Here is a 16816-nt window from a genome sequence, read left to right on the forward strand (position 1 = left end):
TTCTAATGCTTTCTACTACTTGCACTATGCATTAATAAACTTGTATTCGACATTTCCGCCATTGGCGTTTTATTTGCCACGGGCTGGCTTTCATAATTTTTTACAGAAAACGTCTTTGTATCTTCTGAAGAAACGGAAGGTTTAGCGGATGGTTTGTTAACACTATCGTGGTGTGCTGTGGATAACCAAAAATGATCGACAATATCTGACAGCGGTTGGTAGGCAGTAGGTGCTGCTATCAATAAATCACGTATTTGGGCAGCATCCTGCTTTTTACACGCCTCTTCCAGTTGAGACAGCAGAGGCTCAAGCGCTGGCCAAGGCAAAAAATCTTCTGACGCTGTCATAATCCTGGGATGCCGCGTCTTATTTGCGCTTTCTGTAGCCAAAAGTTCTTCGTATAACTTTTCACCTGGCCGCAAACCAGTAAAACGAATCGATATCTCACCTTTTTTATCATCTGTAATAATGCTTTCTTGCTCGGCTTTTGTGGTCTTTGCATCATCAGGCACAGATATAAAGCGATAATTTAAGCCTGACAACTTCACCATTCGAGTAGCAAGCTCTACGATCTTGACCGGCTTGCCCATATCCAGCACAAACACATCGCCCCCTGTCGCCATACCGCTGGCTTGAATAACAAGCTGGGCAGCTTCAGGAATAGTCATAAAGTAACGAGTAATGTCTGGGTGTGTAACGGTGATAGGGCCGCCTTTCTCAATTTGGCGTCGAAAAAGAGGAACAACTGAGCCTGAAGAACCCAGTACGTTGCCAAAGCGCACCATTGAAAAACGTGTATCCGTTTGTTCATCAGCGCATGCCTGACAAACCAGCTCTGCCATTCGTTTACTAGCGCCCATCACATTGGTTGGGCGCACTGCCTTGTCGGTAGAAACCAGGACAAAAGACTCTACGCCCTCTTGGATAGCCGCCTTAGCAACTTCCATTGTTCCAAAGACATTATTGAGCACTCCCTCCGCCGGATTAAACTCTACGAGAGGTACGTGTTTATAAGCGGCTGCGTGGTAAATAGTATCAATTTCAAACGTACGGATCAGGCGTGCGATAACGTCGCCATTGCGAACAGAAGCCAAAGCTGGCTTAACGACAACGTCAAGATCGCCCTTTTCAATCAAATGGGCTAGGTCTTGGTCAATTTTGTAGAGAGAGTATTCAGAAGAGTCAACGATGATTAGCTGTTTAGGAAGTAACTGAACAATCTGACGGCATAGCTCGCTACCAATGGAGCCGCCAGCGCCCGTTACCATCACTGATTTATGTGTGATATTCGTTCCCATTAACTTAGGATCGGGTGGCACAGGGTCTCTTCCAAGTAAATCTTCAACACGAACATCACGAAGCTCATTGAATTTTGCCTTGCCTGAAACAATATCCGCCATATCAGGTATGGTTTGTACAGGAATCGACAACGGCTCAATAGATTCAATAATTTCCTGACGACGTGCTCGTGTTGCTTCTGGAATAGCCAATAAGAACTTTTCTACGCCAAAGTTCTCAATTAATTTGGGTGTCGACTCAGGACTATAAACTCTTAACCCCTGAACATGCGTACCTTGAAGGAGGGGGGCGTAGTCAACAAAACCAACGGGTTCGTAATCTCTACCATGACGCAGAGAAACCACCAACTGACGCCCTGCTGCTCCGGCGCCATATATCAGCACACGGGTTTTTTGAAGCTGCTGCCCACGCTGATACATTAAGCGTAACGCTAGCCTTATGCCGCCAATCGTTATAAATGCCAGCATTGTATAAATAAAAGGCACAGATCTAGGTACAGGTAAATTTAATGCCATGCTGACAACGTATAGTGTCAATGCAGAGCCGATAACACCGGCACAAAGCGCCTGCAGCGCCTTTAAACCCATAAAACGCACGATTGAACGGTAAAAACCCAAACGTATAAAAATAAACAGGCTCACCGGTATCATGACGGGCAATGCCAACCACACCGACTCTTTAGCCAAAAACTCCAAGGAGTCTAATCGCAAAAGCATTGCCAACAGAAAGCTAGCAACGATCAAGAAAGTATCCACCAAGAGCTGGATCAACTGTTTCCGGCGCCTTGTCAGGCTAAATAGCGTCTTAATGACAAACATCATAGCGATTTCCCTGTATTTAACTCACCAGTGACCTGCCAGTACGCCATTAATAGCGGTCATGTTGCACTCCCTTGCTACTTGCCTTTGCTTGTTGGTGATGACTATCGCTCAACTGCGCCGCCGGGTGCATGGACCCGTCTAGCACAAGAAGGTTATTGAAAGATGAAAAGTTATAATTCGTAACATTTTCTTACGCTTCCTTCCTACAAGCACTATCTTGCTCAACCTTCTCATCAAATCTATTTTCAAAAAAAACAAATACTTATAAAAAAACAAGTCAATAGCAGCTACCTTGACCAACCTAAACTTAAATATTAATAACCATAAAGTCTCACCTGCTAACTTACTTTTCTACACGCTTTATTCACGTTTCGCAACAATTCTATTTTGTTAACATTCCCTTGACATTCCTGAAGAGCCTGCTAGAAAAAATGTGGAAGTGGTAGCCGCGTGACTTCCATAAAAAAAACCACTCAACATAATTTAAATTAAAAATTACACGTAACCTATTGTTAAAAAAATACTTATTGGTTCTTAATATTTTTTCTGACAATACGTAATTTAAACTTAGGGAATCTCCCTATAGAGCCCTAGTGACGGACGAAAGTCCGAGAGCCTATAGCTAGGTCCAGGGTGAATAATTATGTATAAAGCAGGAGAGATCAGATCAGCTAAAAAATCTTTTCAATTACAATTCATTAGGCGTGATACTTATTTTTTCGACAAACTCATCCAGGGTAGTAAATAAAGCTCGCCTGATTGGTTCAGCTTCATTCACTAGGTGATGACGCGCTTCTGGGTGGCGATGGATGTCGGCGTTGGGAAATTTTTCCGCCAGAATTGCTAAATTCCACTTCCAATCGACGGTTACATCTTGCTCACCTTGCAAAATCAGCGTAGGTAGCAGGCTAGGCTCCTGCGCCAGCAGGCGGGGCATCCAGCGGCGCATGGCGCTTACCCAGGCCACATCCAACTGGTTATGCTGAAGCGGGTCCTGTTCGCGGAGGAAAGAAGTGAAAGACTCATCGGTGGTATTAGCCCGATATTTGCGCGGCAATTGATTCACGAAGGGGCTTGCCAACCAATGAACCCAACTCGACTGACTCCATCCCCAGGGCCTCACCAGCGGCGCCAGTAATACCAGCCCAGCCCAATGACCGCTATCCGGACGGGTCAGAGCGTCGGTAGCCAGTATGGCCGCGCCGGTGCTTTGCCCGACACCCAGCCAAGGTTTCGGGGCCAAGCCTTGTTGCCCAAGGTGGTCTTGCAGATGGATCAGACAATGTTGGTAGTCTTCAAAATCTTCTATCGTCGCGCGTGGCCCGCTAGAGAGGCCGTGGCCGGGCAAGTCCCAAAGCACCACCCGAAAGCGTTGCGCCAACAGACGTTCGAGCAGATGGCGATAGAGCCCCAAATGGTCGTAATAACCGTGCACCACAAAGGCTGTGCCTATCGGTTCTGAGGGGCTCCAAACTTGGCACCACAACCGGAAGCGTGGCGTGTCGAGATAACCGACGTATAGCCCCACATGCTCAGTGAGCAGCGGTGCCAAGCCATAATATTCAAGATAGTCATCCAGCGGCTGACCGCCTTTCGAATCGAAAGGTGCAATCGGCCCCAAAGCCTGCAGGGGGGTAAAGTCGGTCATCGTATCCTCCAACAGGTAGGACAGGAGTGTGCCGCGAGTCGTTCACGCCGGGATGAAATCGACTGGCAGGTGCACAGCAAGCTTTCACCATACCAGAAGACACTTGCATTTTTATTGCTGGCATTGCTGGCATTGCTGGCGTCGCTAGCCTTGTCACCAATATCATCTTCGATGGCGGCTTCCAAGCGCGTTCGCAGGCGCGACGGGGTCTACTGCTGATGTGGAAGATTGCGCTGCCTTCCTGGCCCAACTCAACCAGTTTTACCAGCATCAGCTGACACTAAACGCTCTGGACGAAAAGCAGACCGACTCCAACAAGATAAAAGAGCTAACGGAAGTAATCGCTGTGGACCACCAGATACTTAAGGACTGGCTGCAGGAAGCAGGCCATGCTGCGCAAGCATCTTGGCTTGATCCAGAAACGCTGTATCCTCCGAGAGCGACTGACGCCTACGAGCTCGTCTATAGGGCACTGGCGGCGTAGCTCTGCCCAATGAAAAAGGGCAGGGTAATTGCTGGGTGGTTGCCGGGTTAGCCCTATGTCTAGGGCAGGAATTTGAACTTCGAGTTTACATGTGGAAGTATTTTCCACAAAATCGTGGCATGCTGGTTGGAAGACATCACACACCGCTGATTCCTGCGATTGGCGCAAGCCGACCGCCGACGCACATGAGGAGCTCTCTATGTCTCAACGTATCTCTCGCCATCGCCTTCAGGTGGCCGCCGATTTAGATCGTTTTATCAATGAGCAGGCACTACCGGGAACAGGCATTGATGAAAATACCTTTTGGGCCGGGGTGGATGCCCTGTTTCATGATTTAACACCTAAAAACCGTCAACTGCTGGAAGAGCGCGACACGCTGCAAGAGAAGCTTGACGTATGGCACCGGGAAAACCCCGGCCCGGTCACAGATATGCCTGCGTACCGTCGTTTCTTGAAAGAGACTGGTTACCTGGCAGAAGCCCCGGCTAACGTCAAAGCAACAACGGCCAACGTTGATCGCGAAGTAGCCGTCCAAGCAGGGCCTCAGTTAGTGGTACCGGTGAGCAATGCTCGCTATGCGCTGAATGCTGCCAACGCACGTTGGGGCAGCCTTTACGACGCTCTTTATGGTACTGACGCGATTTCAGAAGACGACGGTGCCGAAAAAGGCACCAGCTTCAACCCGAAACGCGGTGCCAAAGTGATTGCCTACGCCCGCGGAGTGCTTGATCGCGCAGCACCGCTGGCCACAGGTTCCCACCGCGATGCGGTTAAATACGCGATTCGTGACGGTCATTTGGTAGTGACTCTGGAAGGTGGTCGGGAAACCGGGCTAAAAGACCCAGCCAGGCTGATTGGTTTTAACGGCGAAGCGGCTAAACCAGAGTCGATTCTGCTGGCTAACAATGGCCTGCACCTGGAGATCCTGATCGATCCTAACGACTCCATCGGTAAAACCGACCCGGCAGGCGTTAAAGATCTAGTGGTAGAAGCCGCTTTAACCGCCATCATGGATTGTGAAGACTCTGTCGCCGCGGTGGATTCAGAAGATAAGGTCGTTGTTTACAGCAACTGGCTCGGTCTGATGAAGGGCGACCTGGAAGAGAAGATCGAAAAAGGCGACAAGACGTTTACACGTAAGCTTAACGTTGACCGCACTTGGCAAACCACCGATGGCGGTAGCGTCACGTTACCGGGTCGTTCGTTAATGTTCGTGCGTAATGTGGGTCACTTGATGACCACGCCAGCGATTTTGGATGAAAACGGCAACGAACTACCGGAAGGTATCCTTGATGCCGTGGTTACCTCGCTGCTAGCGCTGCACGATCTGAAAAAAGACGCCAGTCAGCCACGTAACTCGCGCACCGGCTCTGTTTATATCGTAAAGCCGAAAATGCATGGCCCCAAAGAAGTTGCCTTTGCCAACGAGCTGTTTGGACGCGTTGAAGACATTCTGGGCATGAGCCGCGACACCCTGAAAATGGGTATTATGGACGAGGAACGCCGCACCACCGTTAATCTCAAGGCGTGTATTGCCGAAGCCGCCTCCCGCGTTGCATTCATTAACACCGGTTTCCTGGATCGTACCGGCGACGAAATGCATACCGCGATGGAAGCAGGGCCCATGGTGCGCAAGGGCGATATGAAGAGCGCTGCATGGATCCAGGCTTATGAGAAGAGCAACGTGCAGGTCGGTCTTGCCTGCGGCCTGCGCAGTCGCGCTCAGATCGGTAAAGGCATGTGGGCCATGCCCGATTTAATGCATAACATGCTGGAGCAGAAAATCGGCCATCCCAAAGCCGGCGCCAACACGGCCTGGGTACCATCACCTACGGCGGCCACCCTTCATGCCCTGCATTATCATCAGGTCAACGTCATCGGCGTTCAGCGCGAGCTGGAAGCCTTAGGTGAGCCTGACTACCTGGATGATCTACTCACCGTACCGGTGGCGGAAAACCCCACTTGGTCCGATGAAGAGATTCAGCAAGAGCTGGACAATAACTGCCAGGGCATTCTGGGTTACGTGGTGCGCTGGGTAGAACACGGCGTGGGTTGTTCAAAAGTACCGGACATTCACAATGTCGGCTTGATGGAAGATCGCGCGACGCTGCGTATTTCCAGCCAGCACATCGCCAACTGGCTACACCATGGCATTGTTGATGCACCGCGGGTTGAAGAGACGCTCAAGCGCATGGCGAAGGTAGTGGATGAGCAGAACGCAGGCGACCCCACCTATACCGCGATGAGCGCTAATTTTGAAGATTCAACGGCGTTTAAGGCAGCGTCAGATTTGATCTTTAAAGGTCGCGTCCAGCCATCCGGCTACACCGAGCCGCTTCTGCACGAGTGGCGTCAGGTGCATAAGGCGAAGTAAACTCGCCTTACGCTGCAATCAGCCTCGAGGCGCATGCCTCGGGGCTTTTTTATGAGGATAACAACAATGACCGTCATGACGGCTGAACAGATCGAGCACTTCCTGGATGAGGTTTTTCCCCAGCGGATGGGCAAAATAGAGAGCGTTGGTGAGATGCGCGCCACCCTGCGCTTAGCGATTGGCAACGAGCATCTTCGCCCTGGGCCAAGGGTTTCCGGGCCCACCATGATGGGCTTTGCGGATGTGGCCATGTACGTCGCTATTTTGGCCCAAATTGGCCCTGAAGCGATGGCCGTGACCAGCGACCTTAACTGCCACTTTCTGCGCGCCGCTTCCGGCGATCACGATATTATCGCCCACGCCAAACTGATCAAACTCGGCCGCCGCCTAGCGGTGGGCGAAGTGCAGATATTTTCAGCGAGTGATGACATACGCCCAGTGGTGCATGTTACCGCCAGCTACGCACTGCCAGACGTACGTTCAGACGTACGTTCAGATAATGCTTAACGTGTGACAGTTATTTAAGGCTCCAGCGTCATAAACGGCGCATCTTCCTGGTCTGTAAACGCGTATACATTGTAAGGGGCTTCTTGTGGCCCCGGCATACCCGGCGTGCCAATGGGCATACCAGCCAAGCCAATGCCATCGATATCGGGCTGTTGCTCAAACAATGCCTGCACAGCCTCCATCGGCACATGGCCTTCAATCCAGTACTCGCCCATCTCAATGGTATGGCACGACCCTAGGCCATAGGGCACGCCCGCCTGTTGTTTAATATCACCTAGCTCTACGTCATCAACAATCGTCACCTCTACACCGAGTTCTTCAAGATGGCGTGCATAAGCATCGCAGCAGCCGCACTGGGGGTTTTTATAGAGAGTGGCTTCGTCAGGCAGCGCCGCATACGCCGAGGCCGACCCTAAAATGAGTGCGGAAGAAAGTAATACCGATGCATGTAAGCGGCTCATCGATGGCCTCCTTGGTAAGAACAACAAAAAAGATGGTGGATACGCCCCGCTAGCCATAACGGCCTCAGGGGCGATATGAGCAAAGCTTACAACCTGTGGGTAGCCCCCAGGTCAAGCGACCTCATAGCGCTGCGTTAGGCAATTGGTCGATCATCCGATCCAGCGTCATTGGATAATCGCGTAACCGCACTCCCGAAGCGTTATAAACCGCGTTGGCAATCGCCGCCGCGACACCACAGATACCCAGCTCCCCCACCCCTTTGGCTTTTAGGGGCGTTGATGCGGCATCGGTGGTATCTAGAAATATAACCTCCTGAGGAGGGATATCGGCATGCACCGCTACCTCATAAGCCGCGAGGTCGTGGTTAACAAAGAAACCGCGCTCAAGGTCAACGCTCATTCCCTCCATTAAGGCCGCACCCGTGCCCATGGTCATACCGCCAAGCACTTGGCTGCGCGCCGTGACCGGGTTAAGAATGCGCCCTGCATCGCACACCGCGAGCATACGCCGGAGCCGTGTTTCCCCAGTATGCGCGTGCACGGCCACCTCGACGAAATGCGCGGCAAAGGTGGCAATCTGCATTTTGTCTTTAAAGTCGCCAAAGCTGATGGAGTCTTCGGCAACAAGTTCCTCGCCGTCTGCCACATCCCCTAGCGCCAGGTCGGTATCACCACTTACCACACGGCCATTTTCAAAACGGGGCGACTCAATGCCCAACCGCTTGGTTATTTCATTTTGCAACGCGACACAGGCGGCATACACACCTGCAGTGGAACTTGCCGCCCCGAACTGACCACCCGAACCCGAGGACGTGGGGTAAGCGCTGTTGCCAAGACGAACCTCTACAGCGTTGATGTCCAACCCCATGGTCTCCGCGGCCGTCTGGGCAATAATGGTGTAGGAACCGGTGCCGATATCGGTCATATCAGTTTCTACCACCAAGCGTCCGCCTTGTAAGCGCACGCGCGCGCCAGAGGTCATCGTGGGCGCCCCGCGGTAGGCGCCCGCCATGCCATGACCAATCAACCACTGTCCTTCACGCTTGCCACCTGGCGTGCGATTTCGATCGGCCCAACCAAACGCCTCTGCGCCCTTGCGTAAGCACTCAACGTAGTGGCGTTCGCTAAACGGCTTGGAGGGATCTTCGGGGTCGACCTGGGTGTCGTTGAGGATCCTAAACTCGACCGGGTCCAACACTAGCTTTTCCGCCATTTCATCCATGGCGATTTCCAACGCGGCAAGCCCCGATGCTTCCCCAGGGGCACGCATGTCCGCCGATTCGGGAAGGTCCATGTCGACCGGATGATGGGCAACACGGCGATTCTCACCGGTATAGAAATGGCGGGTTTGGTTGACCGGATTCTCGCCGCTACCACCGGGCAGCGTATGAGATACGGCCGAGTGATCAATGGCAGTAATCTTGCCCTGGGCATCGGCAGCAATGCGAATACGCTGGATAGTGGCTGAACGGTGGGTAGTATTGTTGAACATCAGGGGGCGTGGCAGCGCAAGCTTGACCGGTTGGCCCGTAGCCCGGGAACCCAGCGCCGCCAACACCGTATCGGCACGCAGCCATAACTTACCGCCGAAACCACCACCGACGAAGGGGCTCTCCAGCCGAATCGTGTCGGGATCGATATTGAACGTGGTGGCTAGCGCTTGGCGCGTCCACTCAACCATCTGGTTCGAGGTCCATACCGTCATCTGCCCACCATCGGACCAATCGACGATAGATGCGTGAGGCTCCATCATGGTGTGGCTCTGGGAGGAGGTGCGGTATACCTCGTCCAGCGTTACGGGCGCGGCTTGAAATGCGGTGTCCACATCGCCCACGTCAGCTTGCGGCTCGCCGATGTCCTGTAACTGCTCCCAAGCGGCTTCAAGGTCGAAGACGCCCTTCTCTTTCTCATAGCGCACCTCAATCAGCGCCGCAGCACCCCGCGCCTGCTCTAATGTTTCCGCAACCACCACGGCAATCGCCTGATGGTAGTGCTCAATCGTCGCGCCGCCAAACAGGTGGGCGATATTACTCTTAGCACGATCAAGTGGATCAAGTTCAAGGGTCGTGACCACGGCTGCCACGCCAGGTGCGGCGCGGGCGGCGGAGGCATCCATATACGTGATCTGCCCCTTGGCAATCGTTGCGCACAAGGGATAGCCCACCAATTGATTGGCCGCCACATCATGGCGCTCATAGGCATAGGGCGCACGTCCCGTCACTTTGAGAATGCCATCGATACGGGTATGGGGTTTGCCAATCACGCGGGCGCGGTCAAACAGGTTGTCTTCGGTCGATTGATTAAAATCCATCGGTCACTCCTGTGCCAGCAGTGTGGCAAGCGTTCGCTCTGCCAGTATCAGCTTAAAGGCGTTGTCTTGCGTGGGACGGGCACCATCAAGCAATCTAGCCATGACCGCTTGGGCCCCCTTGGGCAGCGCCGCATCCGCGTCAGTTCGCCGCCAGGGCTTGGGTGCCACGCCGCCCAGCGCCACACACCCGGTACCATCCGGCTTTTGGATTAACGCCACGGATACGAGGGCAAAGGCGTAGGATGCCCGATCACGCACCTTGTAATACGCCTGACGGCCTTCAACAGGCGGGGGGAGTACAACCGCGGTAATCATTTCACCCGGCTTTAACGTGCTTTCGACCTCGGGGGTATCGCCGGGTAGGGGGTAAAACGCATCCAGCGTCAGGCGCCGCGTTTCTCCGCTGGGGGTGACGGTTTCCACCTCGGCATCCAGTGCACTGAGCGCCACGGCCATATCAGAAGGGTGCGTGGCAATACACGCCTCGGACGTGCCGATAATGCCCAATTGACGTGTCGTAGCGCCGTCACCAAGTGCAGCACAACCCGCCCCAGGTAGGCGCTTATTACAGGGCATTCCGGTGTCGTAGAAATAGGGGCACCGGGTGCGCTGTAAAAGATTGCCGCCGGTAGTGGCTTTATTGCGCAACTGGCCTGAGGCGCCTGACACCAAAGCGCGGCTTAATACTGCATAATTTTTGCGCACCCGTGAGTCGGCCGACAGAGTACTATTGCTGACTAATGCACCAATCTTCAGGCCACCACCATGTGTGGCCTTAATATCGTTGAGGCCGGTTTTGGTGACATCGATCAAGTGTGTCGGTGTTTCAATTTCATGCTTCATTAAATCCAGCAGGTTGGTACCGCCGGCAATAAATTTGGCACCCGGCACTTCGGCAGCGCGTGCTGCCGCCTGCGCTGGATCCGTTATTCGTTCATAGGCGAAGGCTCTCATGGGCGCGCCTCCGCCACTTGAGTGATGGCTTTGAGTATGTTGGCGTAAGCACCGCAGCGGCAAATATTGCCCGACATCCGCTCACGAATCTCGGCGTCAGTGATCTCAACAGGCGCGGTTAAATCCTTCGTGACGTGGCTTGGAAGTCCCGCCCGAATCTCCTCTAATACCGCCTTGGCTGAGCAAATCTGGCCTGGGGTACAATAGCCACACTGAAATCCATCATGTTCGACAAAGGCCGCCTGCATGGGGTCAAGGTGCTCGACATCGCCCAGCCCTTCGATGGTCGATATTTCGTCACCTTCGTGCATGACCGCCAGCGTTAAGCAGGCGTTAATGCGTGTGCCATTAACAAATACCGTGCAGGCGCCGCACTGGCCATGGTCACAGCCCTTTTTGGAGCCGGTTAATTTCAAGTGCTCGCGCAAGGTATCTAGCAGCGTTGTCCGGTTATCCAGCTCAAGCTCATACGCTTCCCCATTAACCACTAAAGAGACGGCTGATTGATGAGCGCCAGCTAGGAGTGAATCTTCGGCGGAGGCGTCTCTTGTGGCTGTTTTGCGACGTATTTCGCCGTTATTAGGTGGGTGCATAACAATGTGCCTTCCATGCTCATGGCTGTCACTTAATGAATGTCATAACAATCTCAGCATAGACATAATTAGTGCCAGCAACCCAGCTCTAGGCCATAAACATCTTGAGAATGACGGAAGGCTACGCCAAGAAAGGCAACGAATACCGTTTGCTAGCTCATTTAAGTAATTGAAAAACTATTTATTTATATACCCTTGAGCGTTGAGCCCAAGAAGCAGGGACAATGCTGAGAGTCATGGCGCTTTCACTACTACCACCGCTAACGCCAGCCATCCAGCCATCAACAACACACCGCCAATGGGCGTCACGATACCGAGCCCCACCCCCGCCAATGCCATCAAGTAAAGCGAGCCTGAAAAACACACCACCCCCAACGACCACAGCGCCAGCACCCAGCGCTGCCCAGTAAGTGGTTTTACCTGGCGCCACACCAGCACTACCATCATGGCAAGCGTATGCCATGCTTGGTAACGCACGCCCGTTTCCACAGCACTCACCATCGCCTCGGTGGTACGCGCCGCCAAACCATGGGCCGCATAGGCGCCCAGTATCACCATCACAGCGCCTGAAAGCGCCGCTATGCACCACCACACTTTGTCTGTTTGCTGCACGCTATGCTCCTTTGTCACATTCCTGCTCCCAATTTCGCTTCGTCCGTCGCGCTGATTATACCCACGGCGTACCTTGCGCGGCGCTAAACCGCTACAATAGAGAACGAACTGCCATGACCAATGAGACGCGCCCTATTATGTCTATACAGATACGTCTAAACGGTGAACCTCATACACTGTCCACCGGCCTAACCGCCGCTGACTTAGTTGAACAGCTGGGCCTTAGTGGCCGTCGTATTGCCGTGGAAATTAACGAAGAGATTGTTCCCCGCAGCCAACACGCCGACACCCACCTAGCCGATGGCGACCAGGTGGAAGTGGTTCACGCGATTGGCGGCGGCTAGAGGAAACACTATGACTCAATTAACGCATGAACCGCTAACGGATACGCCGCTCACCATTGCCGGACGCGATTTTTATTCGCGCCTGCTGGTGGGCACTGGCAAATATAAAGACTTTACCGAAACCGGTGCTGCCATTACCCAGAGCGGCGCTGAGATTGTGACCTTTGCCGTACGCCGTACTAATTTAGGCCAGGATGCCGATGCGCCTAACCTGCTGGATGTAATCTCGCCCGAGCGCTACACCCTGCTGCCCAATACCGCCGGCTGCTATAACGCTAAAGACGCGGTGCGCACCTGTCGTCTGGCCCGCGAGCTGCTCGACGGTCATAAGCTGGTCAAGCTGGAAGTGCTCGGCGACGATCACACACTTTATCCCAATGTGGTCGAGACGCTAAAAGCTGCGGAGACGCTGCTCGCCGACGGCTTCGACGTCATGGTGTATACCAGCGACGATCCTATTGTGGCACGCGAATTAGAAGCTATGGGCTGCTGCGCCATCATGCCGCTAGGCTCGTTGATTGGCTCGGGCCACGGCATTCAGAACCCGCACAACGTGCGCCTGATTGTTGAACAGAGCAAGGTACCGGTACTAGTGGATGCGGGCATTGGCACGGCGTCGGACGCTGCCATGGCGATGGAACTCGGCTGCGACGGGGTGCTCTTAAACAGTGCTATTGCCCACGCCCGCGACCCGCTACGCATGGCCAACGCCATGAAGCTGGCCGTCGAAGCTGGCCGCGATGCGTTTTTAGCCGGTCGCATGCCACGCCGCCAGTCTGCCGATCCTTCTTCACCTTTCGCTGGCCGTATTAACGGTTAATTGATTTGAGACCCCATGACTGAACCCAACGATACCGTACCAGAAAGTCACACCGCGCCCGAAAGCAATGCCACTACAGGACCGGAAGGTACGGATGCACCACTACACCGCCGGGGCATTAAAAGCTACGTGATCCGCGCGGGTCGTATGACCCAGGCTCAGAACAGGGGCTTAGAGGATATCTGGCCGCGTTTTGGCCTGACCATCGCCGACGGCCGTCAAGACTTGGACGCTCTATTTGGCCGTCAGGCACCGCGGGTAGTGGAAATAGGCTTTGGCATGGGCAACTCGCTGGTTGAGCAGGCCGAAACCCATCCAGACACCGACTTTATCGGCATCGAAGTCCACGCCCCTGGTGTCGGCAAATTGCTCGATGAAGTTGATAAGCGTGGTCTCACCAACCTGCGTGTTTACCGCGAGGATGCTCTGGCCGTGCTCGAACAGTGCCTTCCCGAAGGCTCGCTGACTACGCTGCAGCTGTTCTTCCCCGACCCCTGGCCGAAGAAAAAGCACCACAAGCGGCGCATCGTTCAGCCTGCCTTTGTTGAGCTGATCCGCACTCGCCTGATGCCCGGCGGCACCTTCCATATGGCCACCGATTGGGAAGCCTACGCAGAGTGGATGGCCGAGGTAATGGAAGCGGCTCCCGGTTATGCCAACACTGCCAGCGCGGAAACCGCCCCATACGTGCCACGCCCGGCGTTCCGCCCGCTAACCAAGTTTGAAGCCCGCGGCGAAAAACTTGGCCACGGGGTTTGGGATTTGATCTACCAGCGGCGCGATTAACCTGCGCTATTCAAAAGCCGTCAGCGCAAAGCTCTCGCCCTCCACCACCTTCGCCTGCCAGGCATGAAGCGTCGGGTAGCGGTTTGGCCAATCAAAGGCCGGTAGGCGAAAGCTGATATACGCCAGTGCAACGGCAACGGTAATCGCCCCCAGGGTGCGCTGGGCACGGCCCGCCAGCACGCTGGGGTGGGCATTGAGTGTTATCAACGTGCGTTCGATCGCTTTTAAACGGCGCTGCCCCAACAGCGTCGTATCCACTTCATTACCACCATGCTTACGGCCGATCACCACGTTAAAGGCGGCGTCCATCAAACCCTGCCCCAACCCTGCCAGCGCCAGGGTTTCCGCTAATATTTTACTGGGCAGCAGAGAGGGCCCTTCACCCACTGCATCCAGATAATGAGCAATCAACAGCGACTCGGTGAGTACATCACCCTCGTCGGTCACCAGCGTTGGAATACGGCTAAGCGGCGTAATCTGCACAAGCTCGCTATCCGCCGCCCAAGGGTCACACCAGCAAAGCTCGGTGCGCTCGATCAGTTGCTTTTCATAGAGGCAAACGCGTACAACGCGTGCATAGGGAGAAGAAGTGTTTAAGTAAAGCTGCATGGATGCTCTCCGAACAAGTCATATGTTACTCGTTATTGTTTTATGTTGAGCGAAGTTAATATTCCCATTTGTTGTAAGCTTTCGATTTCAGTGTATATTTCTTCGCATAATGATTCAGCTACATTACTTAATGGCTTGTGTTTAGATTTAAGTAATGCAATTTCCCATTCAATCGTTGGCGCCATTGGCTTTGATACAACAGCTGTTCCCTGCAACAGTAGCTCTGCAATGGGATCAATTATTGCAATCCCAAGCCCACGATCAACTAATCCACATACCCCGCGCATATGACGCATTTCAGCAGAAATATGCCTTTTTATATTCACTGTCTGCATAATGTAGTCCACTCGCGCACGCAGAGGGCTATCTGCCATTAACTCCACAAATGCCTGATTCTGTAAGTTAGAAATCGATACAACGTCTTGCTTTGCGAGCGGATGAGTACGATGCATGATGCAGCGCGCAGAACAGCGCGCAAGACTACTGACAGTGGCCCCATAAGTGTCGGCTTCAAGTGTTATCCCCAGCGCTACATCACAGGTATTGTTATCGATCATTTTAAGCAACTCTTGCAACCCTGCATCGATGACTCGGACGCCTACATTAGGGTGATTTTGTTTAAAGCGCTTAATTACATCGAGTAAAAAGGTATCGCAAAAAATGGGTTGTGCAGCTACCACGACACTACCCAACTGGTTATTAGAAATAGCATCCGCGTCTTTTTGAGTGTCTCGAATACTCGCCATCAACCTTAAAACGGATGCGTGATATAAAAATGCTTCTGACGTTGGCAAAAGCTGATTACGGGTACGTTTGAATAAGGCAAAACCTAGCTCATCCTCTAACCCGATTAGCAATCGGCTTACCATTGACTGACTGATTTCTAATGTTTCTGCGGCCGCTTTGGTAGTGCCGTGTTTCATGAAGGCATCAAAAGCTTCAATTTCCTTTATTTTCATTACATTAAGCTCTGTTCGGTAATGTATAACTAAATAATCAGCGGATAAAACAGCCTTTATAAACAACAAGCTTGCAACTTTGGCTCACCACTAGAACAAAATTGGATACTAAATTGAATTGTTGCAACAAATTTCATACCTGTCTATGTTTAAAGCGCTGGTTTCAATTAAAGCTCGTTACTCAGTCCTTCAATAACAGCCATTCAATTACAGCTATACAACAACCGCTGCGGAGACAATTATGAAACTCACCTTTAGCTTAGCGGCAGCAGCGCTTCTCGCTGCCTCCACCGCCTATGCTCAGAGCTACCCTTCCGAACCCGTCACGCTGGTAGTCCCTTACGGCCCAGGCGGCGCCTCCGACCTAGCCGGTCGTGCCCTAGCGGAGTCGGCTCGCGAATATTTAGGGCAGCCTGTCACGGTCGTCAATCAAGCCGGCGCAGGGGGAATGACTGGCGCTCGCGATGTGACCCAGGCTGACCCCGATGGGTATACCCTGCTATTAGCTCGCGTCGGCATGGCGCTTTCACCGGCGGTCAACGAAAACAGCAGTGTTGATTGGGATGAGTACACCTTTATCAGCCCGCTTGAAGCCACGCCTATGATTCTTGCCGTGGCCGACGACTCACCCTATGAAAGCGTTGAGGATTTACTGGAAGGCATCGAAAACGCTCCTGGCGCGATGAGCTACGCCGCCTCTGGCGCCACCGCCATTGATGGCTTTACCGTTCAGTCGCTCCTGGCTGACGCGGAAATGGATCCGCTGACAGCGGCAACGCTGATTCCCTACCGTGGAGGCGGTGAACTCGCAACGGCGCTACTGGGTGGGCATGTTGATTTTCTCGCCATCGCGGCTGCTTCGTTGATGCCGCATATCGAGAGCGGTGATATGCGCCCGTTAATGGTGTTCTCACCCGAGCGCATGGAAGCACTGCCGGACGTGCCGACTGCTGAAGAGCTAGGTTATGAATTGGCTGGCCAAGTGATGGGCTGGAGCGCGCTGTATGGGCCACCTGACCTACCCGAAGAAGTGGTTAACACTTGGGCCGAAGTGATGGAACAAGTTGCTGAGGATGAGACATGGCTCAGCCGTGCTGACGATCGTGGCTCAATATCCACTATTGGCAGCGTCGATATGGAGACTTATGCCCAGGAGCAGTACGAGTTCTATCGCACCTTAGCAGAACAGTTTGGCTATCTGGAGTGAGTTAGCGTTAAACACGTTGCTGCCACT

16 protein-coding genes are annotated in these 16816 nt (G+C 53.3%); 7 read left to right on the forward strand and 9 right to left on the reverse strand.

Going from position 1 to position 16816, the window contains the following annotated elements:
* Positions 1-2: 2 nt before the first annotated feature.
* Complete coding sequence (locus ACUVOF_RS19075) at positions 3-1949, reverse strand: polysaccharide biosynthesis protein (protein WP_447045936.1); 1947 nt, start codon at positions 1947-1949, stop codon at positions 3-5.
* A gap of 859 nt (positions 1950-2808) precedes the next feature.
* Positions 2809-3768 (reverse strand): alpha/beta hydrolase, encoded by a 960-nt coding sequence (locus tag ACUVOF_RS19080; RefSeq protein WP_447045842.1) that lies wholly within the window; start codon positions 3766-3768, stop codon positions 2809-2811.
* 220 nt (positions 3769-3988) lie between these two features.
* Between ACUVOF_RS19080 and ACUVOF_RS19085 the strand changes: the two genes are divergently transcribed.
* The 3 genes from ACUVOF_RS19085 to ACUVOF_RS19095 all read left to right on the forward strand — a co-directional run bounded on the left by ACUVOF_RS19085 (position 3989) and on the right by ACUVOF_RS19095 (position 7133).
* Positions 3989-4252, forward strand: a complete 264-nt coding sequence (locus ACUVOF_RS19085; protein ID WP_447045843.1) for a hypothetical protein — start codon at positions 3989-3991, stop codon at positions 4250-4252.
* A gap of 199 nt (positions 4253-4451) precedes the next feature.
* On the forward strand, positions 4452-6626 hold the full coding sequence (locus tag ACUVOF_RS19090) for a malate synthase G (protein ID WP_447045844.1): 2175 nt from the start codon (positions 4452-4454) through the stop codon (positions 6624-6626).
* A gap of 66 nt (positions 6627-6692) precedes the next feature.
* On the forward strand, positions 6693-7133 hold the full coding sequence (locus tag ACUVOF_RS19095) for a PaaI family thioesterase (protein WP_447045845.1): 441 nt from the start codon (positions 6693-6695) through the stop codon (positions 7131-7133).
* 14 nt (positions 7134-7147) lie between these two features.
* Here the strand turns inward: ACUVOF_RS19095 and ACUVOF_RS19100 are convergent, their stop codons facing one another.
* The 5 genes from ACUVOF_RS19100 to ACUVOF_RS19120 all read right to left on the reverse strand — a co-directional run bounded on the left by ACUVOF_RS19100 (position 7148) and on the right by ACUVOF_RS19120 (position 12064).
* Positions 7148-7594: a DUF411 domain-containing protein gene (locus ACUVOF_RS19100; RefSeq protein WP_447045846.1), complete on the reverse strand. Its 447-nt coding sequence runs from the start codon at positions 7592-7594 to the stop codon at positions 7148-7150.
* 121 nt (positions 7595-7715) lie between these two features.
* Entirely contained in the window at positions 7716-9905 is a 2190-nt protein-coding gene (gene paoC, locus ACUVOF_RS19105) for an aldehyde oxidoreductase molybdenum-binding subunit PaoC (protein WP_447045847.1), read from the reverse strand.
* A 3-nt stretch (positions 9906-9908) separates the two neighbouring features.
* Complete coding sequence (locus ACUVOF_RS19110) at positions 9909-10859, reverse strand: FAD binding domain-containing protein (protein ID WP_447045848.1); 951 nt, start codon at positions 10857-10859, stop codon at positions 9909-9911.
* Positions 10856-11452, reverse strand: a complete 597-nt coding sequence (gene paoA / locus ACUVOF_RS19115; RefSeq protein WP_447045849.1) for an aldehyde dehydrogenase iron-sulfur subunit PaoA — start codon at positions 11450-11452, stop codon at positions 10856-10858. The genes ACUVOF_RS19110 and paoA overlap by 4 nt, the downstream gene beginning before the upstream one ends.
* A gap of 234 nt (positions 11453-11686) precedes the next feature.
* Positions 11687-12064, reverse strand: a complete 378-nt coding sequence (locus tag ACUVOF_RS19120) for a DUF423 domain-containing protein (protein WP_447045850.1) — start codon at positions 12062-12064, stop codon at positions 11687-11689.
* Between the two features lie 137 nt (positions 12065-12201).
* Between ACUVOF_RS19120 and thiS the strand changes: the two genes are divergently transcribed.
* Genes thiS through trmB form a run of 3 tightly spaced genes read left to right on the forward strand, consistent with a single transcriptional unit; the run spans position 12202 to position 14014 of the window.
* Positions 12202-12408 (forward strand): sulfur carrier protein ThiS, encoded by a 207-nt coding sequence (thiS, locus tag ACUVOF_RS19125; RefSeq protein WP_113270807.1) that lies wholly within the window; start codon positions 12202-12204, stop codon positions 12406-12408.
* 10 nt (positions 12409-12418) lie between these two features.
* The gene (locus ACUVOF_RS19130; RefSeq protein ID WP_447045851.1) at positions 12419-13228 is read left to right on the forward strand and encodes a thiazole synthase; all 810 of its coding nucleotides are present in this window, start codon (positions 12419-12421) and stop codon (positions 13226-13228) included.
* A 15-nt stretch (positions 13229-13243) separates the two neighbouring features.
* Positions 13244-14014: a tRNA (guanosine(46)-N7)-methyltransferase TrmB gene (gene trmB, locus ACUVOF_RS19135; protein ID WP_447045852.1), complete on the forward strand. Its 771-nt coding sequence runs from the start codon at positions 13244-13246 to the stop codon at positions 14012-14014.
* 6 nt (positions 14015-14020) lie between these two features.
* On the opposite strand, the gene ACUVOF_RS19140 is transcribed toward trmB, so the two are convergent.
* A complete protein-coding gene (locus ACUVOF_RS19140) occupies positions 14021-14623 on the reverse strand; it encodes a glutathione S-transferase N-terminal domain-containing protein (protein WP_447045853.1) in 603 nt (200 codons plus the stop codon).
* A 32-nt stretch (positions 14624-14655) separates the two neighbouring features.
* Entirely contained in the window at positions 14656-15582 is a 927-nt protein-coding gene (locus ACUVOF_RS19145; RefSeq protein WP_447045854.1) for a LysR family transcriptional regulator, read from the reverse strand.
* Positions 15583-15823: 241 nt separating this feature from the next.
* Between ACUVOF_RS19145 and ACUVOF_RS19150 the strand changes: the two genes are divergently transcribed.
* The gene (locus ACUVOF_RS19150; RefSeq protein WP_447045855.1) at positions 15824-16789 is read left to right on the forward strand and encodes a Bug family tripartite tricarboxylate transporter substrate binding protein; all 966 of its coding nucleotides are present in this window, start codon (positions 15824-15826) and stop codon (positions 16787-16789) included.
* Positions 16790-16816: the final 27 nt, after the last annotated feature.

The organism is Vreelandella sp. H-I2, assembly GCF_052959335.1.

Coding starts and splice junctions, on each gene's coding strand:
- ACUVOF_RS19075 (WP_447045936.1), bottom strand. CDS start 1,949: ATGATACCGGTGAGCCTGTTTATTTTTATACGTTTGGGTTTTTACCGT.
- ACUVOF_RS19080 (WP_447045842.1), bottom strand. CDS start 3,768: ATGACCGACTTTACCCCCCTGCAGGCTTTGGGGCCGATTGCACCTTTC.
- ACUVOF_RS19090 (WP_447045844.1), top strand. CDS start 4,452: ATGTCTCAACGTATCTCTCGCCATCGCCTTCAGGTGGCCGCCGATTTA.
- ACUVOF_RS19095 (WP_447045845.1), top strand. CDS start 6,693: ATGACCGTCATGACGGCTGAACAGATCGAGCACTTCCTGGATGAGGTT.
- ACUVOF_RS19100 (WP_447045846.1), bottom strand. CDS start 7,594: ATGAGCCGCTTACATGCATCGGTATTACTTTCTTCCGCACTCATTTTA.
- paoC (WP_447045847.1), bottom strand. CDS start 9,905: ATGGATTTTAATCAATCGACCGAAGACAACCTGTTTGACCGCGCCCGC.
- ACUVOF_RS19110 (WP_447045848.1), bottom strand. CDS start 10,859: ATGAGAGCCTTCGCCTATGAACGAATAACGGATCCAGCGCAGGCGGCA.
- paoA (WP_447045849.1), bottom strand. CDS start 11,452: ATGCACCCACCTAATAACGGCGAAATACGTCGCAAAACAGCCACAAGA.
- thiS (WP_113270807.1), top strand. CDS start 12,202: ATGTCTATACAGATACGTCTAAACGGTGAACCTCATACACTGTCCACC.
- ACUVOF_RS19130 (WP_447045851.1), top strand. CDS start 12,419: ATGACTCAATTAACGCATGAACCGCTAACGGATACGCCGCTCACCATT.
- trmB (WP_447045852.1), top strand. CDS start 13,244: ATGACTGAACCCAACGATACCGTACCAGAAAGTCACACCGCGCCCGAA.
- ACUVOF_RS19140 (WP_447045853.1), bottom strand. CDS start 14,623: ATGCAGCTTTACTTAAACACTTCTTCTCCCTATGCACGCGTTGTACGC.
- ACUVOF_RS19145 (WP_447045854.1), bottom strand. CDS start 15,582: ATGAAAATAAAGGAAATTGAAGCTTTTGATGCCTTCATGAAACACGGC.
- ACUVOF_RS19150 (WP_447045855.1), top strand. CDS start 15,824: ATGAAACTCACCTTTAGCTTAGCGGCAGCAGCGCTTCTCGCTGCCTCC.